We start from the raw sequence: 25,726 nt of genomic DNA, 5'->3' as shown, positions 1-25,726 counted from the left end.
TCTGCATCGATAAAGTCATTCTTGTTGCCGGTGACGTAGGCCTTTACATGCTGCGCCGCGATTAATTGCACTCGATGGCCTAAGCTTTCGATCTGCCTAGCCAGCCACTGCGAGCCGCCGCAGGACTCCATGGCAATTTTGCAGGTTGGCAACTGCGTCAGATACGGCAGCAATTGGCTACGATTGAGCTTCTTGCGCAAGAGCTGGTTTCCTCTGGCGTCCTGGCCATGCAAGTGGAAGGTATTCTTGCCGATATCAATACCCAGAAGCGTCACGGTATTCATGAGAGATCCTCCTTCGGTAAAGAGAGAAACCCAGTAAGTCTAGACTCACTGGGTTTCTCGAGCAGGGCTGACCATCTCATTAAAGGCAATCAATATTTCTTCGGAATGAAGGCCCATATTGGTGCCGACGTTGAGTTGGGGCTGGTTCACCACGTTCACGGCACCGCGGCGAATGTAGCCGATGTCACTCAGGTTGCTGAACTGCTGCACGGCGAGGAAAACGCGGTCTACGCTGATGCTGGTTACACCGGTGTCGAGAAGCGCGAAGAGCATGAAAACCGTGAAGTGGTTTGGCAAATCGCCGCGCGACGCAGCACCTATTCCAAGCTGAACAAGCGCAGCGTGCTGTACAAAGCCAAGCGCAAAATCGAGTACCTCAAGGCCCAGACACGGGCCAAGGTCGAACACCCATTTCGGGTGATCAAACGTCAGTTCGGTTATGTGAAAGTGCGCTTTCGCGGCCTGATGAAAAACACCGCTCAATTGACCACGCTGTTTGCCTTGTCCAATTTATGGATGGCTCGAAAAAAGCTGATGGGTATGGGCTAATTACGCACGTAACACGGAGAAATGGGCTGACAAGCTCGCCAAGGCGGCGCGTACGGGATATTTCGCGGTCAATAGCGCCAAATTCAGCGGGATTTTCAACTTACTGCGCGGTTGCGGCAAGTTGATCGGAGCTTCCTTAAGCATTGCGACAGATCAGATATTCAAGTCCACACACTATGTCGAGCAAAAGCCATCCCTGCTGCACTTCGAGATCAAAAAGGAATACGTCGAGCAAATGCTGTCTGAGCAAGGCAAGTACTCAGGAAGTATCGCTGTCATCTGGGATTCCGAAGTCTGACCTCACCCCTTCCATTGCGTTAAACACGCGCAAACGGGCCCCTCATACGGACTAGTCCGGCTCAGGGATTGCACCCGCGTTGCGCGCTTTCATGCTGGCGCCTTGATCCGTATCACTTAGACGAGGCCCACATGGAGCTTGCCCTGACTGACGAGCAGCGAATGATTCAAGCGTCTGCCGAGCGTTTTTTGACCCAGGTTGCCAGCTCCAGCGCCGTGCGCACGGCGATGAGCAGTGAACGTGGGTATGACTCCCAGACTTGGGAGCAAATAGCCAAGGAGCTGTACTGGCCTGCACTGGCGATCCCTGAAGCCTATGACGGACTCGGACTGGGCTTCGCCGAGGTTTGCCTGTTGCAGGAGCAACTGGGACGCTGCCTGCTGCCTACGCCCTTTTTTGCCACGTGCTGCCTGGCCACCCCTGCCCTGTTGCTCAGCCGCAATGAGTCACTCAAGGAGCGCTGGTTGCCATTGATCGCCGCTGGAGACGTACGCGCCAGCCTCGCCTATACCAGCGCCCCACGCTGGGACGATAGTGGCGTGCAGGTGTATGCACAAAGCCATGCAGGCGGGTATCGCCTCAATGGCGAGTATCGCTATGTCATCGACGGCGCCGACTGTGACTTGTTGATCATTGCCGCTCGCACTCCGGGCAGCGTCGGCGAAGCCGGTATCCGCTTGTTCGCTTTACCTGCTGACACACCCGGCATTCTTTGCCAGCCGCAGGCGACACTGGATCAGACCCGTCGCCTGGCCACCCTCACCCTGAACGACGTTGCCGTCTGCGACGAGCATTTGCTCAGCGAGCCGGGACAGGGCTGGCCGTTGCTGCGCGATGTGCTGCACATCGCCTGCATCGGTCTGGCTGGCGAGCAGACCGGCGGTGCCCAGCAGTCACTGGACATCACCTTGAAATACATAAGCGAGCGCGAACAGTTTGGTCGTCGTATCGCCAGCTTCCAGGCCATCAAGCACCGTTGCGCCGATCTGATGCTGGCCATTGAGTGCTCACGGTCCGCCAGTTATTACGCCGCCTGCATTGCCGATCAATGCCTGAACATTGATGGCGATCCAAGTGCTCGACAGCAACTGGGAGAGGCCGCCGCCACGGCCAAGATCTTCGCCAGTGAAGGTTTTTTTCAGTGCGCTGCCGAGTCCATCCAGCTGCATGGCGGCGTGGGATTCACTTGGGAATACGACCCGCACTTGTACTTCAAGCGAGCGCGGGCCAGTGAGCAGATGCTCGGCACTCCGGCATTTCATCGCGAGCAATTGGCCAGACAGATTTTCGGAGAGCGCACATGAATATCGGCTTCAGCGCAGCAGATGAGCAGTTCCGGCAACGAGTGGCCCAGTGGATGCAAACGCACCTCACTGGCGAATTTGCCGTTCTGCGCTTTCGTGGTGGCCCAGGGGATGAAGACTTTGCCCCCGCGTTGCGTAAACGCTGGGAGCAGGTACTGGCACAGGGGCAATGGGTCGGTGCCGGTTGGGCCACCGAGCATGGGGGCCGTGGACTGAGTATCAACCAGCAGGTAATTTTTTTTGAAGAATACGCCCGGGCGGGCGGTCCGGGGCGCATGGGTCATATTGGCGAGGGCCTAGTCGGACCGACCCTTGCAGCCTTCGGCACCCCCGAGCAGCAACAGCGTTTTTTGCCGCCGATTCTGTCTGGGCAGGATTTCTGGTGCCAGGGCTATTCCGAGCCCGGCGCAGGTTCCGACCTGGCCAATATCAAGACCCGCGCCAGTTTCGATGAAAGCAGCGGCCAATGGTTGATCAGCGGGCAAAAGGTCTGGACATCCCTGGCCCATGAGTCGGATTGGTGCTTTGTGCTTGCACGCACCGAACCGGGCAGTGTCGGCCATCGCGGCCTGTCTTTTTTGCTGGTCGCCATGGATCAGCCAGGTATACAGGTTCAGCCGATCCAGCAATTGACCGGCACCTGCGAATTCAATGAAGTGTTTTTTGATCAGGCCAGGACGTCGGCGCACAACATGATCGGCCAGCCTGGCGATGGCTGGAAAATTGCCATGGCGCTGCTGGGGTTTGAGCGAGGGGTTTCGACCCTAGGGCAGCAGATGCAGTTTCAGAATGAACTGGACGAAGTCGTGCGTATCGCCAGGGCCAATGGCGCGGCGCAGGACCCCGTCATACGTCAACGCATTGCCCAGGCCTGGGCCGGCTTGCGTGTGTTGCGCTACAACTCGCTGCGCATGTTGTCCGGAGCTCAGGACGGCAGCCTTCGACCTGAAGCAACAATCTACAAGCTGGCGTGGTCCACCTGGCATGTGGAACTTGGAAAGCTGGCGATGGACGTGCTCGGGCCTGAAGCCGAGTTGCTGGCAGGGGCACCTTACGAGCTGACCCGCCTGCAGGCCCTGTTCCTGTTTACCAGGGCCGACACCCTCTACGGTGGCAGTAGTGAAATCCAGCGCAACATCATTGCCGAACGAGCGTTGGGCATGCCGCGCGAAGCGCGTTAGTACCTGTGGGAGCGGGCTTGCTCGCGATGCTATCGACGCGGTTCCCCTGCTGAACCGCGGCGTCTGAATCGCGAGCAATCCCGCTTTCACGGTGTTGCGCAGCAGTCCTTACCTCAACCTGTCAGAACGTGTACTTGCCGTTAAACGACAGGTAGTCCCTGTCAGCCATTGTCCGCCCCTGGGCAATATCGGCCGAACTCAAGTACGCCACGTAGGTAAGCCCCAGCTGGAAGTTACCCAGGTATTTAAAGTCTCCCCCCACTGTCAGGCGCTTCTCGGCACGCCCCAACCCGGAGTAGGCACTGCCGTCGATGTTCTGGGTCCAGGTGGCTTTGGTCGTCAAATCCCAGCCGTTAAACACGTTGGGGTGATCGAAATACGCGCCGATGCCAAGCAGGCTTGAACCACGGGTCTGACCGTCGTACACGAACGTGTTGAAGGTGCCATCCGTGCCCGCTCCACCACCGCTGATCGTCAGGTCATCCACACCCTGAATCCTCTGGTGCACCACCTCGGTCATCAACGTGGTCTGTTGCGCCATGAACGTCGGCCCAATCATGTACACCGCGTTCAGGTTGCCCTGCCACACCTGGCCACGGGCCGGGGCACCATTGCTCAAGTACACCGCGGCACCATCGCGGTAGCTCAGGTCACCGGCAAACTGCACCGAATCACCGACTTTTGTGGTGAAGCTCATGCCCGTGAGCTTGATGTTGTCAAAGTAGCCCAACTGGTAACTCGGGCCATTGCCGTTGCCACCCACCTTACCCAGCGAGGAGTAGTGCGTCTGCCCGGTGAAGTCGAAAAACAGCGCCGGAACCCGATCGTGATAACGGTAGTGAAACAAGCCGATTTCGGTGTTTTGCGTCAACCGGTAGCGGGTGCCCAGGCCCCACTCGCCACTGTTGCCGGGTTTGACTGAACCGCCATAACCGACAGCCGCTGCATCCGGCAAATTATTGATGACTCCCGGGGCCAGCCGAAAGAACTCGGCGCCCGGGCCAAAGGTGTCGCTGCCGAAATAGTCACCCACGGGATTGAGCTGGGTTTCTTCCCACTTGTATTGATAGAAACCGAGCAAGGCCAGATCTTCGTTCACCGACCACGAACCCGAGACTTGCCCGACCGGCAAGTAGGCATCCTTGGCTTCGGTGCCCGGCACGTTGAATTTGGTCGAATCCACTGGCGCCTGGCCCTGGCTGATGTTGGGCCAGAACAGGCTTTCACCCCAGGCCACCAGGTGCCGCCCGGCCTTGAGGGATAAATACTGGTCGTCATTGACCGTAAAGTCGCCGTACACGTAGGCGTCCAGCAGCCGCGCCTTGCTGCCACTGAGTTTGCGCGTGTCCTGGCTGAAGTCGTTGTAGCGTCCGGTCTTGTTGACCGTATCCGGTGAATCGTTGTCGTTGCGCTGACGGTAGACCTCGTCATAAAAGTGACTGCCGCGTACCACGGCGCCGAGGTTGTCGTGCTTGAGCATCAGCTCGCCAAACACACTGACCCGATTATTGATCAGTGAACCGCGCTTGAAGTTGCGCGTGGCGTCGTCGTAGTTGATGTTATTGAGGTATTCGTGATCAGGCTTTTCGGTACGCATCGAAGCCGTGTAGTTCACGGTCAGCGATGAGTCGAGCGTGGTGTTTTCACCCAGCTCGATGGTTGGCGCAGCCAGCGCCAGGCCGCTTAACCCCGACAACAAACCGGTCCCCACAAAACGCGTGTATTGCTTGAACATGCCTTGCTCCTTGTTATTGTTTTTTTTTGCCCCGCCCAGCCGCCTGCGCACAGGCAAGGCCCGTGGCAGACAGCTGGATGGAGTCAGGGCGTTACAGGTTTACTTGCCGGCCCGGCGTGCTGCTTCAGGACCGAAATCCCCCGGCGCAAATCCGCCTTTGTTCAGCACATAGCCGTTACGTTGTTCGTTGATCAGGTTGAACGCCAGGTAGCTGCCCGCATTCAAGTCGTGATACAGGCCAACACCCGCCTGCCAGGTCTGTGTCTCCGGGGCATAGAAGTAGTTGACCATCGAGGTGCGCCACAGCTCGCCACGGTTGTCGTAGTTGTCGCCCATGATCGGGAACCAGCTGTCTTCGTCGATGTACATCGTGCGCTTGCCATACAGATGGCGGTTGCCGGGTTTGAGTACGCCTTCGAGCACCCATACGCGGTGCAGCTCATAGCGCATGTTGTCGGGGTTGATATGGCCCGGGGTCAGCAGGTTGGCGTACTTGAGGTTGCTGTCATGCAAGCGCGCCGTGTTGTACGGGATATACAGCTCTTTCTTGCCGACGATATTCCAGTTGTAGCGCTGGGCAGAGCCGTTGAAGATTCGAACTTCGTCGACCGTGATGGAACCACCGGAGCCCGGGAATGCCATGTCGAAACCGTAACCCGGGGATTGGCGAACGCGACGCGTGCCGGGGTCGTAGCGCCAGCTCTGGCGCGGCTCGGTCTTGTCGTTCCAGTACTCGGTACCGGTATTGATTTCACCCTTGTCGCGCTGTGGCAGCAGGGTCTCGTTGAGATAGAACGATGAGTTGCCGGTGGTATCACCTATTTTGCCTGGCTCAAGGCCCGGCGCCATGTTGCGCGAATGCACACGGCCCCAGTTGATGTTGCCGTCCTTGAGCACATAGGCGTTGTCTGACGTGTACTCCTCAGTCCATGCCCGCACGGTAAACAGCGAGGCGTTTTTCAGCAGCTCGATACCGTTTTGCGGGATAGGGAATGCCACACCGCCGGTGCGAGCAACCACGCCCTCACCGTCATCGACCAGCTTGGCGACCGAAGCATTTTCCAGGGTGGCTTTGCACACGGTGTCAGAGAAACGGAAGTCGCGGTGCGAAGGATAAACCGGCATGCGAAAGGTCTGCGGATAGAGCTTGAACAGGGCTTTCTGCCCCTCGGACAAATGGGCGTCGTACTGACTCAGGTTTTGCGCGGTGATCACAAACAGCGGCTTTTCGGTGGGGTACGGATCCACAGGATGCTTGCCCGTGCCCTCGAACTTCATCCCGGGCGCCGCACCCAGCCATTGACCGCCAAACGCCGGGATTGTGCCTTCGGCATTGCCCGCCTGCTGTGCGCCGACGCAGGTCAGATCCTTGCCCAGCCGGGCGATCTGATCCGCAGGTGCCTGGGCCAGTGCCAGCCCGCTATAACCGTGTAAAACCAGTGCGACTGACAGCCAGCCGCCCATGTGGGTGATGCGTCCCATGGAGTTCTCCTTTTTTATTGGTCATGCAAATGCTCGTGTGGGAGCGGACTCCACCAACGGCTTGCCCAGGTTGAACCACGCGGCCAGCGCCGGAAGCAGGAAGATCGCGCCCAGCACGTTGACCATAAACATGAAGGCCAGCAGCAGGCCCATGTCGGCCTGGAACTTGAGGGGGGCGAACACCCAGGTACACACACCCAGCGACATGGTCAGTGCGGTAAAAACCGCGGCGGTGCCGCGCTGGCACATGGCGCGGTAGAAGGCTTCGCGCAGGTCCTGCCCATCGGCCATTTCATGCTCGATGCGCTCGTAAAGGTAGATCCCGTAGTCCACCCCTACTCCCACGCCCAGCGCCATCACCGGCAGCGTGGCCACCTTGAGGCCAATGCCCAGCAGCGCCATCAGGGCATTGCACAACACGGCGACGATCGCCAGAGGCACCAGGATGCACAACACGGCTCGCACCGAGCGAAAGGTCAGCAGGCAAAACAGCGCCACCGAGAAGAACAACGCTGCGAGCATCACCACCTCGGCGTGTTTGACCGCTTCGTTGGACGCGGCCATGACACCGATGTTGCCGCCCGCCAGTTTGAACTCCACGCCCGGCACCTGGATGGCAGCGATGATGCGCTTGGCCTCGTCCAGTACATGGGCCACGGTGGCGCCTTCATGGTCGGTCAAAAACACCAGAATCTGCATCTGCTGACAGCCGTCAGTCACCAGCCCCGAGTCCGGCGAATAGGCATAGGCGCCCTGCTGCAAGCCCTGGGACGAACCCGGAATGGCTGCCCAGCGAGGATTGCCTTCATTGTTGCCGGCAATCACTTGCTTGCTCATGCCCGCCACGCTTTGCACCGATTGCACACCGGGCACTTCGCGCATTTTGTAGTCGAAAGTTTCCACTGCCCGCATGACCGCCGGATCCAGACAGGCTTCACTGCGATCACTAATAGTCAGGAACACCGACAACACATCCAGCCCGATGGAGTAATTGCTGATGATTTTCTGGTTGTCCTGGTTGTAGCGCGAGTCGGCACGCAGCTCCGGCGCACCTGAACCGATGTCACCGGTCGCCAGCTCACGGGCCTTGATAGCCCCCACCGCCAATAGCACCAGACTCAGGGCGAACACCCACAGGGCCGGGCCCGGTGTGGCCAGCGCTGATACCCGCCACCACAGCGGGTGGCGCTGGTTAGACACGTTCGCCTTTGCCGTCATCAAGCGCGGTTCAAGTCGCAGATGCGCGATGATGAGCGGCAGCATGACCTTGTTAGTGATGATCATCAGCATCACGCCGATGCAGGCCGTAACACCCAGCTCGTGAACGATGGGGATATCGATCAGCATGATCACCCCGAAACCCAGGGCGTTCATCAGCAACGCCAGGGCACCGGGGATAAATATCTTGCTGAACGCCGCCTTGGCGGCAGTGACCGAGTCACTGCCGGCCAGCACTTCCTGCTTCCAGGCGTTGGTCATTTGCACGGCGTGGGACACGCCAATGGAGAAGATCAGGAACGGTACCAGAATCGACATTGGATCGATCCCAAGACCCAGCAATGGCAACAGGCCGAGCAGCCAGATGACCGGCAGCAAGGCGACAAACAGCGCCACCAGCGTCAGGCGCCACGAGCGCGAATACACCCACAACAGCACACCGGTAATCAGGAATGCGATGGCGAAAAAGCCCATCACCGTATTCAGGCCTTCGACCACGTCGCCCACCAGCTTGGCAAAGCCGACGATGTTGATTTCGATATCGGCACTGCTGTATTTGGTGCGGATATCTTCCAGGCGCTGGGCGATCTGCACGTAGCTCACCGGTTGCCCGGTTTTGGGGTCGATGTCCTGCAGGTCGGCGCGCACCATCGCCGATTTCAGATCGTTGGCCAGCAAGCGGCCGATCTGTCCTGAGCGCGCGGCATTACTGCGCACTTGCTGCAAGTCTTCGGGCGTGGCGGCATATTGCGGCGGCACCACCAGATCACCGACATAACCGTCTTCAGTGATTTCGATGTAACGCACGTTGGGGGTAAACAGCGAGGTCACGCTGGGGCGGCTGACCCCGGAGATGTAAAACACGTCGTCGGTGACGTTCTGCAGGGTCTGGAGGAACTCGGGGTTGTAGAGATCGCCCTGGCCTTTCCAGTGCACGCTGACCAGCAGGCGATTGGCGCCGGTGAAGATACGGCTGAAGTCCAGGAAGTTGAGCATGTAGGCATGACGCACCGGAATCTGCTTGTTGAATCCGGGGTCCAGCCGTACGTGGGTGGCGCTGTAGCCCAAGGCCAGGGTTACCAGCAGAAAAAAGCCAAGCAGGACATTGCGCCGGGCCATCAATTGCTCGGCGCAGTTGTTTACAAAGCGCTGCATGCCCATGCTCGCGGTCCCTCGCACACTCGTTTAGGTGATCGCGATAATCAAACGGCCCCGCCCCTTGAACATCGTCCATAAGGGTTATGCTGTTTGAGGGATGGACTGCGCAAAAGCTTAAAGCCAGCGCCTTGAATATGTAGCCGCTGAGGAGCGCAGCGAGGCTGCGATCGGCTGCGCAGCGGCCGTAAACCTGAGTATTCGTTATTGCGCGTAGCCTGAGCTCACGGTGGCAGCGTCGCAGTGGCGCACCATCCCCATAGCAGCCTCGCTACGCTCCTCAGCGACTACAGGGTATCTCTTGTCACTCTTTACTGGCCTTGAACGTCAACTCGCCCTTGGGCCATTTGGCGGCTTTGGCAGTGACGGCCTTCAGGGTTTTGCTCAGGCCTTCCTTGAGCTGCTCCTGGGCGGCGAAGATCAACATCACGGTCTGACCTTCCTTGAATACGATGCCTTCGCCCAGAGGTGAGCTGACATAGGCGTAATCGCCGATGCCGTAGATGGTCATCTTGATGTCGCGGAATTTTATTTCGAACTTGCCACCTTCACGGCTGGGCAGGACCGCAGCGCGAAAATGATCGCCAACCTTGAGCCCCAGGCCTGGCTTGTCATCGACTACCAACGCTGCTTCTGTATCGATTTCAGCGATGTAAATACCTTCTGCGTTCTGCTCGGTGATGTACACAAAGCGGGACTGGAACAGTTTGACCAACCGCGCCCGCAAATCGCCAAGAACAAATAACGCATGCATCTCCAGATTGCTGACTGCCAACGAAAAACCCTCGAAAACGTGAAGTGGAGCTACCAGAACAAATGACAGGCAGCAGAAAAAAGGCCTCAGCCCACTTATATAAAAACCGGATACAACAAAATCTCCGGACTGCTGGAGTCGGGAGTGGCATGTAACAAAGACCGACGATTACCGCAGGTTAATGGGCATCAACCCGGGCCTGCATCAGCAAAAAACAGGCTAAAAAATACAACCGGAGTGCCATTCTACCGACTCACGCCCGAGATTGGGTATACACATCCACTTCTCAATCGGGCAAACCGCTATTTTTACTTCGTTTGCTGACCGTGAAATAGCGCTTTCGTCGCCCGGACACGTTAACTGCGCCGCTGGGTGTCAACAACTGCCATACTTGCGCAAAAATCGACCTGGCCCATGCCGCCGGGTTGTCTGGGCTCCATTACCTCGAAGGGAAAGTGACACGTGACGGAATTTGATATTGGCGAATTTTTTATCCGCGGCGAGTCCAAAGAAGTCGACGGTGAGTTTCAGGCAGTGATTGTCATGCGCGCCAAGCCACCGCTAAAAACGGTGACTTACCATCAGGTCGAGAAAGACCGCTGGTTCAAGACCGCCGAGCAGGCAGAAATTGCAGCCAAGAGTTCGGCACTTGAATTAAAACAGGCGGTGGACGCAGGCGCCCTTAACGCCTAGCCCCTCCAATACGGGAACCCGGCAGACCCGAATCAAGCGCGCTGCGCCCGACCGTGCGCTGCCCATTGGGTGGCGCTCAACTGCGCCATCCAGGCAGAGCGACACTCCTCCGCTTCCAGGCGGCTCGAGAACGCCGTACCCCGCTGCTCACCATTGACCAGCACAACCCAGCAAGCCTTCTGCCCCGTGGCCCGCAACCCTTCGGGCACACCGCTGCCAATCATCACGGCGACATCAACCCGGTTAGACATGATGGTTACTCCACCTATTTAGTTAGTCACCTAACGATGTCGGCCATCTTAAAGAGTAACGCTCGATGGAAAAAGCCATGCCCTGCATAGCTCCATTGCATCAGCTGTAACAATATCCGTGTCACCTACGCTCAGACCGGTGCCTTCTGGTCGAACACAGAGCGCCCACCCTCTTGCGGTATGTTGAAGAATCCCTTGTCCAGCACCCCGAGCCCCTCACCCACATTGGCATTCCAGTTGGCCGAATGATGCACGTAGCGCTGGCGCAGTAAACGCTCCTGGGCATTAGTCAGCTTGATCGCATTTTTCGGCACCTGACCCTCCAGCCTTGCAGCAATGGGGATCAGTTCGTCAGGCAAGGCGTCCTGTGCGTCGCTCAGGGCAGCAAAGGGCACCCCGTGCTCACACGCCAGCCTGTGCATCATGCGTAAATACAGGCGTGAAAGCTGGCCGTACAGGCGGCGTTGCATAAAGACAGCGGCCTGGACCCTCTTCATCGGATCCTGGCGAGTGCCTGCCTTGCGCTCCTCAGTGCGCACCTGCAAAAAATCGTCCGGCGCCAGCGGATCAATCAAGTCCTTCTCCTGCCAGTCCAGCCATTGCGCTTGAGTCAGCTTCCAGGCCCGGGTCAGCCTGACGGGTGTGGACGGGCTGACCAGATTGCTTTGCCAGCGCGTCAACTGCACCTGCTCTTGCATCTCGACCGGATAACCACCCCCCAGATCGGCATGGGCACCCGGCAGAAAAATATCCAGCGGCCATTGCGGCGCAATGCGGGTCAGGGAAAAATTGCGCCGGTATTCATCCCGGGCGCACAACTGCACCACTTGTTGCGCACAGTCAGGCCCCAGATACAGATTGAGCCCCGGGTTGATCTCATCCCCCACATCACCCAGGTCCTCCAACCCGCCCATCGCCGCGACGGTATCGAACAAACCAATAAACTCAATGGAGCATGTGAAGTCGGGCGCCAGGGCAAACTGTTTTTTAAAAGGGAGGGTGCGCACTTGGTTGGCGAAGTGCCGGGCTGCTGCCGCGCCCCGACTGAAGCCAAAGATATCCAGCTGCAAACGACCCAGGGTGTTGGGGGGAGCAAGCCGGACAAATCGCCCCAGACATTGGCTCAGCAGCGCCTGGGCCTCATCGGCCTTGCCCAGCACACCGGTGCGGCCACGGCCATAGCTCAGGCCCGGAAACGCGGTATCCGCCGCAGCGGTGGTGGTGCCAATTCCGCTGACGTAAAGCGATGTCTGCGCTCGCGCATCGCTGAACGTCGTTTGCACAGGGTAATGGCGGTGCAGACGGGCGATATTGGTCGGGGTGCCGGCATAACTGCTGGCGGGATCGACCTTCAGGCCCTGGGCCTGACGCTCCTGGCCCAGCAGAAGGTTGAACTGGTTATTGGCTGTGCCATCGAAAAAGATACCGACACGCAATACACGCTCCGTATTGCTTGAGCGACTCATGACTCTGACCCTCGATTAATTCAGTTTCGCGCAAAAACGCCGTGCCGAATATAAAGGGACATCACCAGGACACTCAGCCAAACGTCTATTTAAAATTTTAGCGGGAATTGCTGCGGGGGAGAGGCTTGCAATGGGAACGACTGCAGAGCCCAAGTTACCGAAACCGCATGGCGCGGTTCCGGCAAGGACAGGCGCTTAGGCCTGACGCTGATGCTTGTCGATTTGCTCGTGACGCTCTTGAGCTTCGATGCAGTACTTGGTGGTAGGGCTGATCAGCAGGCGCTTGAGGCCGATTGCATCGCCACTGTCATCACACCAGCCGAAGCTGTCGTCCTTGATACGCTCAAGTGCTTGCTCAAGCTGAGGCAGCATGCGCTGGTCACGGTCGATTGCGTTCACCAGCCAGGTGCGCTCTTCTTCAACCGAAGCGGCGTCTGCAGGGTCGGCCGGAGTGTCCAGGCTCTCGATCGCGATGCGGTTCTGCTCGATACGCTCGTGGGTTTCAACCTTCATGTTTTGCAACAGCTCGCTGAAAAAAGCATGTTGCTCGGCATTCATGTAGTCATCCGCCGGCATGGCCAGCAACTTATCCTTTGTCATTGATTTCTCTATAAAAAATACGTGCATTAAGGCTAATTAGGGAGCGTTCTGACCGATTTTGATCCCAACCCGTTAGGTGCCATCTATTTCAAGCGCCACCCGGCACTCAATTTACGAGGGGCGGCAGTCTAAGGCCGACTTATCGACTCAGCAACCGAAAAAGCACCTATTGTCCAGCAAAACCTGAAAATCGCTGAAAAACGTGTTCGCCGGGGGCTAATGGAGTGCGTTTATAGCAAGAAATTCAATGGCCAGGCTGAAAATGCACACATCACGTGCTAAGACGTGGTGTGCGCATGGATCTGTAATTACAGGCCGCGAGCCAAGGCTCAGGTTTGAAGATACTCAATGACAGGGGCAATGTTGCTGAGCTGTGGCGCCCTCTCAATCATCTCGCCAGGCAGGCACCACGGGTAATCCAGACTCTGCAGCCAATTCATTACAGGTTCAAGGAATTGCGACGGACAAACCTGCATGTGCTCGATCGTGATGCACAGATGCTCTGCCAGTCCCGACTGCGGCGCAAATCGCCAGTGATATTCGCCGCAACCTATGCGTAATTCGCGAGTCTCTTTGACAGACATTCCCACCAGCCATTTGCAGGCATGGGTATTGGCGCCTGCCTTGGGTGGTTCACCCAGACAAAATGTATAGACGTTTTCATAACTCTGGCCAAAGCGGCGCACCAGCACATCGGCGATACCTGCTCGACCGCTGACCTGAGGGGGAAATGAAATGACACCGGTGCGTACAACCATTTCAAGGGTTGCATCTGCAGTGAAGGCTTGGCGCAAAAGGTCAGGACGGTTTGAATCCTTGGCAAAAATGTACTTTTCAATCGAACCAGCGATGTTCGGCATTAGGGATGCGTCCTGGAAGTCGGGTTTGATGGGCACGCAAAGTCATCTTGAGCAGGGGCTGACAACGCTCGCATAAAGTATTTCTACTTTTAACTACTGATGCCAGCTTCAGCATGAAACCACATCAGTAAAAGCGCGACTGAGCTCATATTCATGAGTGATTTCACGATCCCTCATACCTCACCGACCACATCGAACAATCCTACAGTTTTCTCCGTAAACCTTATCTCTTAGCTACGCATTACCTTACAACACCCCGCAGTTTTGAAACTTTACAATCATTGCCGCTAATCCTAGATCGCCAGCTGAGTAAACAAGCGTTATGTCACTGCTTGTATCCTGATACATGGCATTGGCGACAATACCCTCTATGCGTCCATCCATACCCTGCCTATATGGAGCACAACGTGATGAATGAATCCTTGCTTGCCAATGCTGACCACTGCCCCGAGCAGGACCTGTGTTCCCAGGCGCAAGGATGCGCAGACGACACGTGCGTGCTGACACTGTGCAAGCTGCTGAAACTGCGGGATGCATTGATTGTTCTAAAAGGTCCGCTGGCCAAGAGCCCTGCCGCACGCACCTTTATAGAGCAGCGTCTATTGAACAACGAGGTGTATGAGCGCGTTCTGGGCAAGCTTGCCGCTGATAATCGCGGCTAACATCAAAAATAATGCACTTAACAAGCATTATTATGCATTTGCGGACTGCCCCATTACGGGGCAGACTGCACCCGTTCCTCCCCCAAATGAAGGGACATTTCAAGGGCTTGCCGGTAATCCCGTCAGGCCCTTTTTTTACCTCCCCGCTCCACAACACCGGATTGTCCTGACCATGCAAAACCGCTGGATCAGCCGCCTATTGCCTGCGGCTACGAACACCCGTCCCACTGAATGGAGCCGCGCAGCCGTAGGCGTATCCCTTGGCACGCTGTTCAGCGTCTGGGTGTGCAGCCTGTTCTTTGGTCTGCCCGTGGCCATGCATTTGATTGGCCCGCTGGGTGCTTCGGCCATTTTGCTGTTTGCCGTGTCTTCAGGTGCGCTGGCACAACCCTGGTCGATTGTCGGCGGCTACCTGTGTGCAACGGTGGTGTCTCTGGGAGTGGTGTACTTTTTTGGGCGCGGCCTGGACAGCGCCTGCCTCGCCGTCGGCATCGCCATGCTGTGCATGTGCCTGCTGCGCTGCCTGCACCCGCCTGCCGGTGCGCTGGCGTTACTGGTGGTGCTGGCTGACCCGGACAGTGCCAGCCTGGGGTGGGGCATGCTCGCCCCGGTGATGCTCAGCGCAGTGAGCATGCTGATTGCGGCGCTGGCCTACAACAATCTGACCCGTGTGCGTTACCCAAAAAAATCGGCCGAGGCGAACCCGCTGGTGATTGCTGATCAGGCCCCCGTTGACCCGAGCATTACCGCCCAGGACTTGCAACATGCATTGCAGCAAATGGACGCGTTCATCGACGTCACCCCAGAAGATCTTGAAGAGCTGATCAGGGCCAGCGAACAACATGCGCGCCGTCGCAGCATCGGCGAAGTCTTCGCCCACGAGGGCTGATGCGGATACCGGGCACTATTGGCTTGCCCGGTTTCGATAAGCCGCCAACTCCTGCTAGGGTTATCCGGGCAACTCCGGGGAGAAAATTGTGGAACACTTGATCCCCCCGGATACCGTCATCCGACAGTGATCAAGGCGCGCGATGCTCAAAACCATTGAATCAGCGATTTCGAAACAAGCTGCCCCCCCTGCCTTGCAAGCCGAATTTGCCCAACACGATTTCGAAAAACTGCGCAACTTTTGCCGCCTGACCTACATCACGAGCATTGCGATCTGGTTGCTGTTCAACCTTATTGTCAGCACCAAGGGCGGCCAGGGTTTTACCGGCCTTTCCCTGCTGTTTATCAGCGTCATGGTGGGGCTGACTGTCATTCTTGGCTTTATTCACAACTACCGGCACTTCGACGTACTCAACCTGATTTTCGTCCTGTTCATCACGCTCGGCCTGCGCCTGATCATCTTTGGCCTGCCTGCAGAGACACAGCCCATCTGGCTGGCACTTGCCAGTTCCAGCATTCTTTACAGCGCATCGGTTTTGCCCCTGAGCCGCTGGGCCTTTCTCAGCGTTGCGGCCATCAACTGCGTGATGCTCAACCCTTTCCTGATGACCCAGGCGTCGATCATGGATCTGCGCGGCCTCTTGATCCTGTGCTACTTCGCCTTTTTGTGCAGCCTGACGATCTACAGCTTTTTCAAACTACGCCGGGTCAAACTGCACAACTACACAATGTCCAAATTGCTGGTGGCCCAGGCTTATCTGGATGCCCTGACCGAGATTCCCAACCGGCGCTCCTTCATGCTCCAGGCAGGCCATGAGTTACAGGCCCTGCCCCGGGAACACGACCACTATCTCGCGATGATCGATATCGATAACTTCAAGAAGGTCAACGACCAGTTTGGCCATGATATTGGCGATGAAGTGCTCAAGCGTACTGCCGACATCATCAAGGGAGTGATGGCCGACCATGAATACGCGCGACTGGGCGGAGAAGAGTTTGCCGTGTACCTGGCCGGTGTACGTCGCAGCGACGCCGAGACGCTGATGGATACGTTGTGCCGACAGGTGCGTGAAGCCCCCCATTCGCACCCGGTGACTGTCAGCATCGGCCTGGCCCGGGTGGGCGATGACGACACCCTGAACCTGGCCCTGGCCAATGCAGACAAGGCGTTGTACGCATCCAAGCACAGCGGCAAGGACCGGTTCAGTGTTTATCAGTAGAGACCGACTCGCGATACAGGTGCCGAGGTGTATTCGAACGACCGCAGTGCTTCCATCGCGAGCAAGCCCGCTCCCACAAAGGCGCTGCAACCATCAGGTTTGGTGAGCGCCATCGAGGCAGATTTTATTGTTCCTGAGCACTCAGGTCAGTGCTTCCATCCCAACCGCCACCCAACGCCGCGATCAACTGCACGCTGGCAATCAGTCGGCTTTGCAGCAGGTTGAGCACGCTGCGCTCGGTGCTCAGGGCGGTGGTTTGTACCGAGACCACGTCCAGATAAGCAATCAGGCCCGCCTTGTACTGGTTGCTGGTCAAGCGCAGCGATTCGCGGGCCGATTCCAGTGCCTGTTCCTGCACCACAGACTCATCCCCCAGCACCTTCAACTGCACCATGTAGTTTTCCACTTCCCGTAAACCGTCGAGCACGGTCTGGCGGTACTTGGCCACGGTCTGGTCGTAGACGGCTTCGTTACGGTCCACTTCTGCCGATCGCTGGCCGCCATCAAACAGCGGCAGGGAAATTTTCGGCCCCACCGACCAGAAACGGTTCGGCACGCTGATCCAGTCCTGATACTGGCTGCTGCTGTAACCGCCCGACAGGCTCAGGCTGAAGTCCGGGTAGTAAGCCGCTTTGGCGACGCCGATATTGGCATTGGCAGCGATAACCGAACGCTCCGCCGAGGCGATATCAGGACGTCTTTCCAGCAGTTGTGAAGGCAGGCTGACCGGGATCTGCGGCAGCTTGGGCACGTCTGCCATTTCAGCCAGGTTGAACCCCGCTGGTGCCTGCCCGGTGAGTACCGCGATCGCGTTTTCAAACTGTGCGCGCTGCCAGATCAAGTCGATCAGGCTGGCCTGTGTATTGCGCAACTGGGTTTGCGCCTGAGCCACCGCATCCTTGCCGGAAATCCCCGCACGGTACTGGTTTTCGCTCATTTTCAGCGAACGCTGATACGCCTCGACCGTGGCTTCCAGCAAGCGCTTTTGCTCATCGATAACCCGTAGCTGCAGGTAGTTCTGCACCAGTTCCGATTGCTGGCTCAGGCGCATGGCGGCCAGATCGGCCAGGCTGGCTTCGGCACTGGCCTCGTTGGCTTCCAGGCCGCGACGCAGTTTGCCCCACACATCAGCCTCCCAACTCACCCCGACCTGGGCATTCAAGGTGTCACGAATACCGCTGCTGGAACTGGTCAGGCTTGAGTTGGAGCTACCGGTGCCCTGGCTGGAGCGGGTTTTGCCCACGCTCAAGTCGGCGCTGGGCAAAAAGGCCCCGCGCGCGCTGCGCACCAATGCCTGGGCCTGACGGAACTGGGCTTCGGACTGCGCAATGGTCTGGTTGGAACTGTTGAGTTTTTCAACCAGCCCGTTGAGCTGCTGATCACCGTACAACTCCCACCAGGCACCACGGGCCAATGAATCGCTCGGGTTGGCCTGAGTCCAGCCGGCGGCCTCTTTGTACTCAAGGGGCGCTGAGGTTTGCGGGCGCTGGTAGTCCGGGCCGATTGCACAGGCACTGAGCAGCGCAACGGACAATGCCGGGGCAAGGAGAAACAAACGAGAGGTCATAGCGGAGTTTCCAGAGCAGCATCAGTGCGCACGCCACGCCACTTGTTGAAACGATGGCGCAGACGGTCGAGATAGAGGTAAACCACCGGGGTGGTGTAAAGGGTCAGGATCTGGCTGAAAATCAGCCCGCCGATAATGGTCAGGCCCAGGGGCTGGCGCATTTCTGCACCTTCAGCGGTGCTCAGCATCAACGGCAAGGCGCCGAGAATGGCCGCCAGGGTGGTCATCAAAATCGGCCTTAAACGTTGCAGGCACGCACTGCGGATCGACTCCTGCGGCGCAAGGCCCGAGTGCCGCTCCAGTTGCAGCGCAAGATCGATCATCAAGATCGCGTTTTTCTTCACCACACCGATCAGCAAGAACAAACCGAGCAGCGAGATCAGGCTGAATTCGCCGCCCGTGAGGTAGATACTCAGCAGCGCGCCGACACCGGCCGACGGCAAGGTCGACAGAATGGTCAGCGGGTGGATGTAACTCTCATAGAGAATCCCCAGCACCAGATACACCGCCACCAACGCACCCAGAATCATGAACGGCTGGCTTTTTTGTGTGGCGGCAAAGGCATCTCCCGTACCGGCCATTTTCACGATCACTTCCTCGGGCAAGCCGAGTTTTGCGATAGCCCGTTCAATGGCCGCAGTGCCCTGCTCCAGCGAGACCCCGGGTGCCATGTCAAACGCAATGGTCTCCGAAGCGAACTGGCCTTCGTGGGAGACCCGGTCGTTCTGCAGGCTGTTCTCGTAATGGGCAATGGTCGACAGCGGGATGCGCTGACCCTCGGCGGTAATTACCTGCACCTGATTCAGGGTTTCAGGGTCCTGGGCGTATTTGGGATTGACCTCCATCACCACCTGATACTGGTTCAGGCTGTCATAGATGGTGGAAATCTGCCGCTGGCTGTAGGCGTTGTTGAGCACGGCCGTGACCATGTCCATGTCCACCCCCAGGCGTTTGGCCTGGTCGCGGTCAACCACCAGCGTCACCTGTTGTGCGCCGCGACCTTCGCGGGCATCGATGGCCGTCAGTTCCGGCAGCTCCTTGAGCGCGGCCACCACTTTCGGATACCAGGTGCGCAATTGGCCGAGGTCGCCACTTTGCAGGATGTACGAGTATTGCGAGCTGGTCTGATCACGCCCGCCGCCAAACTGCAGGTCCTGGTCGGCCATCAGCATCAGGCGGCCACCGGGGACTTTGGGCATGTTTTCGCGCAAGCGCTCGATGACCTTTTGTGCAGACACCTTGCGCTCTGAAATCGGCTTGAGGCGCACGATCATGAACGCATTGTTGGTACCGCCGTTACCGCCAATAAAACCCGCGACGCTCTCGACCGCAGGGTCGGCCAGCACCGCCTTGCGGAAGATTTCCATCTTCGGCTGCATCACGCTGAACGACAGGCCATCGTCACCGCGAACAAAACCGATCAGTTGCCCGGTGTCCTGTTGCGGCATGAAGGTTTTCGGTACCACCACATACAGTGCAACGTTGACGCCAATGGTCACCAGCAGGCTGAACAGCGTCAGGCGCTTGTGGCGCAACACCCAGTCCAGGCTGCGGGCATAGCCACTGACCATGCGCTCGTTGAGGCGGATGCTCCAGCGCTGCATGGCGTTTTCAGTGCCCGGCACATGGGGCTTGAGCCAACGTGCACACAGCATCGGCGTCAGGGTCAACGACACCACCAGCGACACTACAATGGACGCTGCCAGGGTGATGGAAAACTCGCGGAACAGGCTTTCGACAATCCCGCCCATGAACAAGATCGACAGGAACACCGCTACCAGCGACACGTTCATCGAGAGCAAGGTGAATCCGACTTCCTTGGCCCCCAGGTACGCGGCTTTCATGGGAGCAATACCGGCATCGATGTGGCGCGAGATGTTCTCCAGCACCACGATGGCGTCATCCACCACCAGCCCGGTGGCCAGAATCAGGGCCATCAGCGACAGGTTGTTCAGCGAGAACCCGTACAGGTACATGATCGCGAAGGTGCCCACCAATGAAACCGGTACCGCCAGCGTCGGAATCAGCGACGCACGGAAATTGCCGAGGAACAGGAACACCACCAGAATCACCAGTGCCACGGCAATCAGCAGGGTCATTTCGGCTTCATGCAAGGTGGCCTTGATCACGGGCGAACGGTCCATCGCCAGGTTCAGCTGGACACTGGCCGGCAGCACCGCCTGCAGGGCCGGCAACTGGGCCTTGATCGCGTTCACGGTCTCGATGATGTTGGCCCCGGCCTGACGGTTGACCACGAGCAGCACCGCTGCATCGTTATTGAAAAAGCCACTGTTGTAGCGGTCTTCGACACTGTCCTTGACCTTGGCCACGTGGCTCAGTCGCAGGGCTGCGCCATCCTGGTAACGGATGATCAGCGGCTCGTAGTCCTTGGCTTTTTCCAGCTGGTCGTTGGCCTGGATCTGCCAGTTGCGATCACCGTCGGACACCGCGCCCTTGGGGCGACGCACGTTGGCATTGGCAATGGTGCTGCGCACGTCATCCAGGGAAACACCGTACTGGTTGAGCAGTTGCGGCTCCAGCTCGATACGCACCGCAGGCAACGAACTGCCGCCAATCTGCACTTCGCCCACACCCGGCACCTGGGACAGGCTTTGGGAGAGGATGGTGGAGGCCAGGTCGTACAGCTGGCCCTTGGAGAGCACCTCGGAAGTCAGCGACAACACCATGATCGGCGCTTGTGACGGGTTGATCTTTTTGTAGGTCGGCATGCTTTTCATGCCACTGGGCAGCAGGTTGCGCGAAGCGTTGATTGCCGCTTGCACTTCCCGTGCTGCGCCGTTGATGTCGCGGTCCTGATCGAACTGCAAAATCACCCGGGTCGAGCCCTGGCTGGAGTTGCTGCTCATGGTGTTGATCCCGGCGATCGCGCCGAAGGATCGCTCCAGCGGCGTGGCCACGGTAGACGCCATGACCTCGGGGCTGGCCCCCGGCAAGTTGGCCGAGACCACGATGACCGGGAAGTCCATTTGGGGCAGCGGCGACACCGGCAACAAACCAAAACTCACGCCGCCCAGCAACATGATTGCCAGGCTCAGGAGCATGGTGGCTACCGGGCGCTTGATGAACGGACCGGACAGGTTCATACCGACGCCTGCCCGGTCTGGACAGCATCACCGCGCCAGCGACGACCCAGTCGATCGAAGTACAGGTAGATCACGGGGGTGGTGAACAGGGTCAGCACCTGGCTCACCAGCAAACCGCCGACCATCACCAGGCCCAGGGGCTGGCGCAATTCAGCCCCGGAACCGGTGGCCAGCATCAGCGGTATGGCACCAAACAAGGCCGCCAGGGTGGTCATCAAAATCGGCCGGAAACGCAACAACGCGGCTTGATAAATCGCCTGCTCGGGGGCCATGCCCTGGTTACGTTCGGCATCGAGGGCGAAGTCGATCATCATGATCGCGTTCTTCTTCACGATACCGATCAGCAGGATGATGCCGATAATCGCTATCATCCCCAGGTCATTGCCGCTGAGAATCAGCGCCAGCAAGGCACCCACCGCCGCCGAAGGCAGGGTCGACAGGATGGTGATCGGGTGGATGTAGCTCTCGTAGAGCACGCCCAGCACGATGTACATCGTGACCACCGCCGCCAGAATCAGCAGCAAGGTGCTCGACAGCGACGCCTGGAACGCCTGTGCAGCGCCCTGAAACTCGGTCTTGACCCCCAACGGCATGCCGATGTCTTTTTGCACTTGATCGATCAGCTCGACGGCCTGGCCCAGAGCAACCCCGGGGGCCAGGTTGAAAGAGACCATGACCGAAGGGAACTGGCCAATATGGGAGATCGCCAGTTGCGCCTGACGCTCTTCGACCCTGGCCAGGCTCGACAGCCGTACCTGGCCGCCGTCGGTGGTTTTGACATGGATCTGGTCCAGTGCTTGCGGGCCTATTTTCTCGCCATCCTTGGCCTGCAGTACCACGCGGTACTGGCTGGCCTGGGTGTAGATGGTGGAGATCTGGCGCTGGCCAAAGGCGTCGTACAGCGCGTCCGTGATATTGGCTACCGACACCCCAAGGCGCGAGGCCGCATCGCGGTCAATCACCAGATACACCTGCAAACCCTTGTCCTGCAGATCGCTGGCCACATCGGCCAACTCGGGTTGATTGGACAGCGCCGTGACCAGCTTCTGGCTCCAGGTGCTGAGCAACTCGGCATCCGGTGAAGACAGGCTGAACTGGTACTGGGTGCGGCTCACACGGTCCTCGATGGTCAAGTCCTGCACCGGCTGCATAAACAGGCGAATGCCCGCCAGCTTGTCGAGTTGCGGTTGCAGGCGCGCGATCACCTGGGAAGCACTGTCGCTACGCTCGCTGTGTGGCTTGAGGTTGATCAGCATGCGCCCGCTGTTGAGCGTCGGGTTATCCCCGTCCACCCCGATGTACGACGACAGGCTTTCAACATCCGGGTCTTGCAGAATGATCTGGCCCAGCTCCTGCTGACGCTGGCTCATGGCGCTGAACGAAATCGACTGCGGCGCCTCTGAAATGCCCTGGATCACCCCGGTATCCTGCACCGGGAAGAAGCCCTTGGGCACCACCATGTACAAGAACACGGTCAACGCCAGGGTGCCGATAGCCACCAGCAGGGTCAGCGGCTGGTGCTTGAGCACCCACTGCAACATGCGCCCGTATTCGGCAATCATCCAGTCAATCACCGCGCCGCTGGCACGGTAGAAGCGCCCCTGCTCTTGCGGCTTGGGTTCTGCCTTGAGCAAGCGTGCGCACATCATGGGCGTCAGGGTCAGCGAGACCACCAGCGAGATCAGGATCGCCACCGCCAGGGTGATCGCAAACTCGCGGAACAAACGCCCCACCACGTCGGCCATGAACAGCAGCGGAATCAGTACCGCAATCAGCGACAGGGTCAGAGAAATCAGGGTAAAGCCGATTTGCTTGGCGCCCTTGAGCGAGGCCTGCATCGGGCTGTCGCCTTCTTCGATATAGCGCGAAATGTTTTCGAGCATGACGATGGCGTCATCCACCACAAAGCCGGTGGCGATGGTCAGGGCCATCAGCGTCAGGTTGTTGATCGAGAACCCCGCCAGGTACATCACGCCAAAAGTGCCGACCAGCGAGAGCGGTACGGCAATCGATGGAATGATGGTGGCGCTGGCGCGACGCAGAAACAGGAATGTCACCATCACCACCAGCGCGATGGCGATCAGCAATTCGTATTGCACATCGCGCACCGAGGCGCGGATGGTTTGGGTGCGGTCGGTCAGCACCGTAACGTCGATACCGGCTGGCAGGTTGTCGGTGATGCTCGGCAGCAGCGCCTTGATCCGGTCGACCACCTCAATCACGTTGGCACCGGGCTGGCGCTGGATGTTCAGCAGCACAGCCTGGTTTTCGTTGGCCCAGGCGGCAAGACGCTCGTTTTCGGCGCCATCGACAATTTCAGCCACGTCCTTGAGTCGCAGTGGCGCGCCGTTGTTGTACGCCAGGATCAGTTCGGCGTATTCCTCAGGGGTTTTCAACTGGTCATTGGCGTCCAGCATCGATACCCGGGTCGGGCCGTCAAAGTTACCCTTGGGCTGGTTGACGTTGGACGCCCCGATCAGGGTGCGCACATCCGACAGGTTCAGGCCATTGGCAGCCAGCGCTTCGGGGTTGACCTTGATCCGCACGGCCTGGCGTTGACCGCCGGCAATGCTGACCATGCCCACGCCGCTGATCTGGGCAATTTTTTGCGCCATGCGCGTATCGACCAGGTCATTGAGCTTGGGCAGCGGCATGGTTTTGGAACTGATCGCCAGGGTCAGCACCGGGGTATCCGCAGGGTTGACCTTGTTGTACACCGGCGGTGCCGGCAAATCCTTGGGCAGCAGGTTGCTGGCGGCGTTGATCGCGGCCTGCACCTGTTGCTCGGCGACATCCATATTGATGTCGAGGTTAAAGCGCAACGTCAGCACCGATGCGCCACCGGAACTGGTGGAGGCCATTTGCGTCAGGCCCGGCATTTGCCCGAACTGACGCTCAAGCGGCGCCGTCACGGCACTGGTCATGACATCCGGGCTGGCCCCGGGATACAGCGTCATCACGCGGATAGTCGGGTAGTCGACCTGAGGCAAGGCCGACACCGGCAACAATCGATAGGCGATGATCCCGGACAACACGATGGCCAGCATGCACAGCGTGGTTGCGACCGGGCGCAGGATAAACAGTCGCGACAGATTCATTCGCGGGCCTTGGTCTTGGCTTTGTCAGGGGCCGGGGCCGGGGCCGGAGCTGTATCGGTGTCAGGGCCGCCATCCAGCAGTTGCCCTGCAGCCGTTGTTGGCACTTCAGCACTGTCATTGACCACTTCGACTGCACCACCGTCGCGCAGACGGTCGGTGCCTTCGAGCACCACACGATCACCTGGGGCCAGGCCGTCTTCGATCACCGTCACGTCGCCGTCGGTGGCACCCACTTTAATGGTGCGGATCTTGACCTTGTTGTCGCCGTCCATTGCATACACGAACGAGCCGTTGGTGCCGAACTGAATGGCCGCTGTCGGCGCCAGCACCACGTTTTGAAGGGTGTCGGCCAGCAGGCGGACATTGACGAACTGGTTGGGGAACAGCACCTGATCGCGGTTCTCGAACAGCGCCTTGAATTTCAGGGTACCGGTGGTGATATCAATCTGGTTATCGATGCTGCTCAACACACCCACTGCCAGCTCTTTAGTGTCACCCCGGTTCCAGGCCTGCACCGGCATTTTTGCGCCACTGCGATAACGTTCAAGCACCAGCGCCAGATTGGTCTCGGGCAAAGTGAAGGCGACCACGATCGGCTCGGTCTGGGTGATCACAACCAGCGCCGTGGTGTCGTTGGCTGCGACCAGATTGCCGACATCCAGTTGACGCAAGCCCACACGGCCACTGATCGGTGCACGGATCTTGGTGAAGTCCAGATTCAGCTTGGCATCATTGACGGCTGCCTGATTGGTCTTGACCGTGCCCTGATATTGGCTGACCAGTGCTTCGGCTGTATCCAGGGTCTGCTTGGCGATGCTGTCTTCGGCATACAGGCCACGATAACGCTGCACATCAACCTGGGCGTTTTTCAGTTGAGCCTGGTTCTGCAGCAGCGTGCCTTCGGCTTGCAGCAGCGCATTCTGATAGCTGCGCGGGTCGATTTCGGCCAGCAGTTCACCCGCCTTGACCATCTGACCTTCCTTGAAATAGATCTTGACCAGCTCCCCCGCCACCCGGCTGCGCACGTTGATCGTGTTGAGTGCCGTCACAGTACCCAGGGCCTTGAAGTACACCGGGAAATTACCCTGTGCTACTTCCGACACCCGCACCGGAACGGGCTGAGTAGACCCGCCAAATCCGGGACGCATCATCCCCGAGCGGCTGGTGTGCCCGGCGGGCTGATCGGTCGCGGCCTTTTTCGGGGCAGATGGCCAAAGCCACCAGCACAGGCCAAGGACTATCAGCAAGACCAGCAGGCCAAACAGCCAGAAACGGGATTTGTGGGAAACAGAGGATTGCATGGAGTGATCAACCATTAGCGCGAGCGATAATTTACAGGAGGACGAACGATAAGCAG

The 25,726-nt window shown here is 58.5% G+C and carries 19 protein-coding genes and 1 pseudogene; 7 read left to right on the top strand and 13 right to left on the bottom strand.

Features of this window, described 5'->3' with window-relative positions:
- Positions 1–284, bottom strand: a 284-nt coding sequence (locus AC19YQ_RS15335; RefSeq protein WP_500595437.1) for an IS110 family transposase, incomplete at its 3' end; no start/stop codon positions are given.
- On the opposite strand from AC19YQ_RS15335, the pseudogene AC19YQ_RS15330 reads away from it, so the two are divergent.
- The 3 genes and pseudogenes from AC19YQ_RS15330 to AC19YQ_RS15320 form a co-directional block, all read left to right on the top strand.
- Positions 189–833, top strand: a pseudogene (locus AC19YQ_RS15330) (IS5 family transposase); the annotation flags it as partial. The gene AC19YQ_RS15335 and the pseudogene AC19YQ_RS15330 sit on opposite strands and share 96 nt — an antisense overlap.
- 429 nt (positions 834–1,262) lie before the next feature.
- A complete protein-coding gene (locus tag AC19YQ_RS15325; RefSeq protein WP_133078264.1) occupies positions 1,263–2,435 on the top strand; it encodes an acyl-CoA dehydrogenase family protein in 1,173 nt (390 codons plus the stop codon).
- Positions 2,432–3,616 (top strand): acyl-CoA dehydrogenase family protein, encoded by a 1,185-nt coding sequence (locus tag AC19YQ_RS15320; RefSeq protein ID WP_133078263.1) that lies wholly within the window; start codon positions 2,432–2,434, stop codon positions 3,614–3,616. The genes AC19YQ_RS15325 and AC19YQ_RS15320 overlap by 4 nt, the downstream gene beginning before the upstream one ends.
- A gap of 121 nt (positions 3,617–3,737) precedes the next feature.
- Here the strand turns inward: AC19YQ_RS15320 and AC19YQ_RS15315 are convergent, their stop codons facing one another.
- From AC19YQ_RS15315 to AC19YQ_RS15300, 4 genes are all read right to left on the bottom strand, one after another.
- Positions 3,738–5,351, bottom strand: a complete 1,614-nt coding sequence (locus AC19YQ_RS15315; protein WP_133078262.1) for a DUF1302 domain-containing protein — start codon at positions 5,349–5,351, stop codon at positions 3,738–3,740.
- A 99-nt stretch (positions 5,352–5,450) separates the two neighbouring features.
- On the bottom strand, positions 5,451–6,833 hold the full coding sequence (locus AC19YQ_RS15310; RefSeq protein ID WP_133078261.1) for a DUF1329 domain-containing protein: 1,383 nt from the start codon (positions 6,831–6,833) through the stop codon (positions 5,451–5,453).
- Positions 6,834–6,854: 21 nt separating this feature from the next.
- On the bottom strand, positions 6,855–9,206 hold the full coding sequence (locus AC19YQ_RS15305) for an efflux RND transporter permease subunit (protein WP_133078260.1): 2,352 nt from the start codon (positions 9,204–9,206) through the stop codon (positions 6,855–6,857).
- Between the two features lie 304 nt (positions 9,207–9,510).
- Positions 9,511–9,981 (bottom strand): hypothetical protein, encoded by a 471-nt coding sequence (locus tag AC19YQ_RS15300; RefSeq protein WP_133078259.1) that lies wholly within the window; start codon positions 9,979–9,981, stop codon positions 9,511–9,513.
- A 441-nt stretch (positions 9,982–10,422) separates the two neighbouring features.
- On the opposite strand from AC19YQ_RS15300, the gene AC19YQ_RS15295 reads away from it, so the two are divergent.
- Positions 10,423–10,653: a hypothetical protein gene (locus AC19YQ_RS15295; protein WP_133078258.1), complete on the top strand. Its 231-nt coding sequence runs from the start codon at positions 10,423–10,425 to the stop codon at positions 10,651–10,653.
- A 32-nt stretch (positions 10,654–10,685) separates the two neighbouring features.
- On the opposite strand, the gene AC19YQ_RS15290 is transcribed toward AC19YQ_RS15295, so the two are convergent.
- From AC19YQ_RS15290 to AC19YQ_RS15275, 4 genes are all read right to left on the bottom strand, one after another.
- Positions 10,686–10,904: a hypothetical protein gene (locus AC19YQ_RS15290; protein WP_133078257.1), complete on the bottom strand. Its 219-nt coding sequence runs from the start codon at positions 10,902–10,904 to the stop codon at positions 10,686–10,688.
- 131 nt (positions 10,905–11,035) lie between these two features.
- The gene (locus AC19YQ_RS15285) at positions 11,036–12,370 is read right to left on the bottom strand and encodes a phospholipase effector Tle1 domain-containing protein (protein WP_133078256.1); all 1,335 of its coding nucleotides are present in this window, start codon (positions 12,368–12,370) and stop codon (positions 11,036–11,038) included.
- A 195-nt stretch (positions 12,371–12,565) separates the two neighbouring features.
- A complete protein-coding gene (locus tag AC19YQ_RS15280) occupies positions 12,566–12,970 on the bottom strand; it encodes a TraR/DksA family transcriptional regulator (RefSeq protein WP_016780464.1) in 405 nt (134 codons plus the stop codon).
- Between the two features lie 329 nt (positions 12,971–13,299).
- On the bottom strand, positions 13,300–13,830 hold the full coding sequence (locus AC19YQ_RS15275) for a nuclear transport factor 2 family protein (protein ID WP_133078255.1): 531 nt from the start codon (positions 13,828–13,830) through the stop codon (positions 13,300–13,302).
- A 410-nt stretch (positions 13,831–14,240) separates the two neighbouring features.
- Between AC19YQ_RS15275 and AC19YQ_RS15270 the strand changes: the two genes are divergently transcribed.
- The 3 genes from AC19YQ_RS15270 to AC19YQ_RS15260 all read left to right on the top strand — a co-directional run bounded on the left by AC19YQ_RS15270 (position 14,241) and on the right by AC19YQ_RS15260 (position 16,600).
- Positions 14,241–14,492 (top strand): type VI secretion system contractile sheath small subunit, encoded by a 252-nt coding sequence (locus tag AC19YQ_RS15270; protein WP_133078254.1) that lies wholly within the window; start codon positions 14,241–14,243, stop codon positions 14,490–14,492.
- Between the two features lie 172 nt (positions 14,493–14,664).
- On the top strand, positions 14,665–15,381 hold the full coding sequence (locus AC19YQ_RS15265; RefSeq protein ID WP_326398193.1) for an HPP family protein: 717 nt from the start codon (positions 14,665–14,667) through the stop codon (positions 15,379–15,381).
- A gap of 142 nt (positions 15,382–15,523) precedes the next feature.
- Positions 15,524–16,600, top strand: a complete 1,077-nt coding sequence (locus tag AC19YQ_RS15260; protein ID WP_500595436.1) for a GGDEF domain-containing protein — start codon at positions 15,524–15,526, stop codon at positions 16,598–16,600.
- A gap of 124 nt (positions 16,601–16,724) precedes the next feature.
- Here the strand turns inward: AC19YQ_RS15260 and AC19YQ_RS15255 are convergent, their stop codons facing one another.
- Genes AC19YQ_RS15255 through AC19YQ_RS15240 form a run of 4 tightly spaced genes read right to left on the bottom strand, consistent with a single transcriptional unit; the run spans position 16,725 to position 25,685 of the window.
- Positions 16,725–18,167 carry an efflux transporter outer membrane subunit gene (locus AC19YQ_RS15255; protein WP_133078251.1) on the bottom strand — a complete coding sequence of 481 codons (1,443 nt, stop codon included), beginning with the start codon at positions 18,165–18,167 and terminating at the stop codon, positions 16,725–16,727.
- The gene (locus AC19YQ_RS15250) at positions 18,164–21,271 is read right to left on the bottom strand and encodes an efflux RND transporter permease subunit (protein ID WP_133078250.1); all 3,108 of its coding nucleotides are present in this window, start codon (positions 21,269–21,271) and stop codon (positions 18,164–18,166) included. Before AC19YQ_RS15250 ends, AC19YQ_RS15255 begins: the two co-directional genes overlap by 4 nt.
- Complete coding sequence (locus AC19YQ_RS15245) at positions 21,268–24,369, bottom strand: MdtB/MuxB family multidrug efflux RND transporter permease subunit (RefSeq protein WP_133078249.1); 3,102 nt, start codon at positions 24,367–24,369, stop codon at positions 21,268–21,270. Before AC19YQ_RS15245 ends, AC19YQ_RS15250 begins: the two co-directional genes overlap by 4 nt.
- Complete coding sequence (locus AC19YQ_RS15240) at positions 24,366–25,685, bottom strand: MdtA/MuxA family multidrug efflux RND transporter periplasmic adaptor subunit (RefSeq protein ID WP_500595435.1); 1,320 nt, start codon at positions 25,683–25,685, stop codon at positions 24,366–24,368. The genes AC19YQ_RS15245 and AC19YQ_RS15240 overlap by 4 nt, the downstream gene beginning before the upstream one ends.
- Positions 25,686–25,726: the final 41 nt, after the last annotated feature.

It is taken from the genome of Pseudomonas sp. MF06569 (assembly GCF_059862735.1).
This window is presented reverse-complemented; position numbering and strand designations above follow the sequence as displayed.

What these genes read in the sequence shown, in the direction of transcription:
- AC19YQ_RS15325 (WP_133078264.1), top strand. Translation starts at nt 1,263, where the DNA reads ATGGAGCTTGCCCTGACTGACGAGCAGCGAATGATTCAAGCGTCTGCC.
- AC19YQ_RS15320 (WP_133078263.1), top strand. Translation starts at nt 2,432, where the DNA reads ATGAATATCGGCTTCAGCGCAGCAGATGAGCAGTTCCGGCAACGAGTG.
- AC19YQ_RS15315 (WP_133078262.1), bottom strand. Translation starts at nt 5,351, where the DNA reads ATGTTCAAGCAATACACGCGTTTTGTGGGGACCGGTTTGTTGTCGGGG.
- AC19YQ_RS15310 (WP_133078261.1), bottom strand. Translation starts at nt 6,833, where the DNA reads ATGGGACGCATCACCCACATGGGCGGCTGGCTGTCAGTCGCACTGGTT.
- AC19YQ_RS15305 (WP_133078260.1), bottom strand. Translation starts at nt 9,206, where the DNA reads ATGCAGCGCTTTGTAAACAACTGCGCCGAGCAATTGATGGCCCGGCGC.
- AC19YQ_RS15290 (WP_133078257.1), bottom strand. Translation starts at nt 10,904, where the DNA reads ATGTCTAACCGGGTTGATGTCGCCGTGATGATTGGCAGCGGTGTGCCC.
- AC19YQ_RS15285 (WP_133078256.1), bottom strand. Translation starts at nt 12,370, where the DNA reads ATGAGTCGCTCAAGCAATACGGAGCGTGTATTGCGTGTCGGTATCTTT.
- AC19YQ_RS15280 (WP_016780464.1), bottom strand. Translation starts at nt 12,970, where the DNA reads ATGACAAAGGATAAGTTGCTGGCCATGCCGGCGGATGACTACATGAAT.
- AC19YQ_RS15275 (WP_133078255.1), bottom strand. Translation starts at nt 13,830, where the DNA reads ATGCCGAACATCGCTGGTTCGATTGAAAAGTACATTTTTGCCAAGGAT.
- AC19YQ_RS15270 (WP_133078254.1), top strand. Translation starts at nt 14,241, where the DNA reads ATGAATGAATCCTTGCTTGCCAATGCTGACCACTGCCCCGAGCAGGAC.
- AC19YQ_RS15265 (WP_326398193.1), top strand. Translation starts at nt 14,665, where the DNA reads ATGCAAAACCGCTGGATCAGCCGCCTATTGCCTGCGGCTACGAACACC.
- AC19YQ_RS15260 (WP_500595436.1), top strand. Translation starts at nt 15,524, where the DNA reads ATGCTCAAAACCATTGAATCAGCGATTTCGAAACAAGCTGCCCCCCCT.
- AC19YQ_RS15255 (WP_133078251.1), bottom strand. Translation starts at nt 18,167, where the DNA reads ATGACCTCTCGTTTGTTTCTCCTTGCCCCGGCATTGTCCGTTGCGCTG.
- AC19YQ_RS15250 (WP_133078250.1), bottom strand. Translation starts at nt 21,271, where the DNA reads ATGAACCTGTCCGGTCCGTTCATCAAGCGCCCGGTAGCCACCATGCTC.
- AC19YQ_RS15245 (WP_133078249.1), bottom strand. Translation starts at nt 24,369, where the DNA reads ATGAATCTGTCGCGACTGTTTATCCTGCGCCCGGTCGCAACCACGCTG.
- AC19YQ_RS15240 (WP_500595435.1), bottom strand. Translation starts at nt 25,685, where the DNA reads ATGGTTGATCACTCCATGCAATCCTCTGTTTCCCACAAATCCCGTTTC.